The organism is Caballeronia sp. M23-90, assembly GCF_053574605.1.
In genome coordinates this window covers 1-879 of record NZ_JBSIPA010000907.1, presented here as the reverse complement: position 1 = coordinate 879, position 879 = coordinate 1, and the positions used below count along the sequence as shown (strand labels likewise).

The following is an 879-nucleotide window of genomic DNA, read 5'->3' as shown; positions in this document are numbered from 1 at the left end:
AGCCCGAGATTGCCGACCGCGCCCGAAAACAACGCGCAATCGATGGCGATGCACCGTCGCTCTGGGAGATCTTTCGTCCTGGCACGCTGAAAACGACGATCCTCGGATCGGTTTTCATGATGGGATGTCAGGGAGCCCGAGATTGCCGACCGCGCCCGAAAACAACGCGCAATCGATGGCGATGCACCGTCGCTCTGGGAGATCTTTCGTCCTGGCACGCTGAAAACGACGATCCTCGGATCGGTTTTCATGATGGGATGCCAGGGCGGTTATTACGCCATATCGACGTGGATTCCGACTTTCCTCAAGACCGAGCGGCATTTGACCGTCATCAATTCGACCGGCTATCTGGGCTTCCTGATTACCGGAAGTTTTTTCGGTTATCTGTTCGGCGCGTGGATGGCGGACCGTTTCGGACGCAAGAAACTCTTCGTGTCGTTTTCGATAGCGGCGATCATCGTGGTGCTCGCCTACACGCAGTTCACGATCAGCAACGAAGCGATCCGCTGGCTCGGTTTTCCGCTGGGGTTCTTCTCCAGCGGTTATCTTGCGGGCGTGGGATCGTTTCTCTCAGAACTTTATCCGACCCGGCTGCGCGGTTCCGGCCAGGGCTTCTGCTACAACTTCGGCCGTGGCATGGGCGCGCTTTTCCCTGCGCTTGTCGGTGCGTTTTCGGTACGCTTCGGACTTGCGACCGCCATCGCGATCTTTGCCGTGGTGGCTTACGCGCTGCTCCTCTTGAGCGCGGCGCTGCTTCCCGAGACGCGCGGCATTCAACTGGATGACATCAAATGACGGCTACCGAAACAAGCAACGCGCCGCTTTGTCCGGGACCCGCGCCGGTCCAGCCGCGGGCATCGGCGTTCGAGATGCCCGCCA

At 59.5% G+C, this 879-nt stretch carries 1 protein-coding gene; it reads left to right on the top strand.

The window, feature by feature from the left end; genetic code table 11:
- The first annotated feature begins 141 nt into the window (after window positions 1-141).
- A complete protein-coding gene (locus ACRXB1_RS36900; RefSeq protein WP_449494887.1) occupies window positions 142-795 on the top strand; it encodes an MFS transporter in 654 nt (217 codons plus the stop codon).
- Window positions 796-879 lie beyond the last annotated feature (84 nt).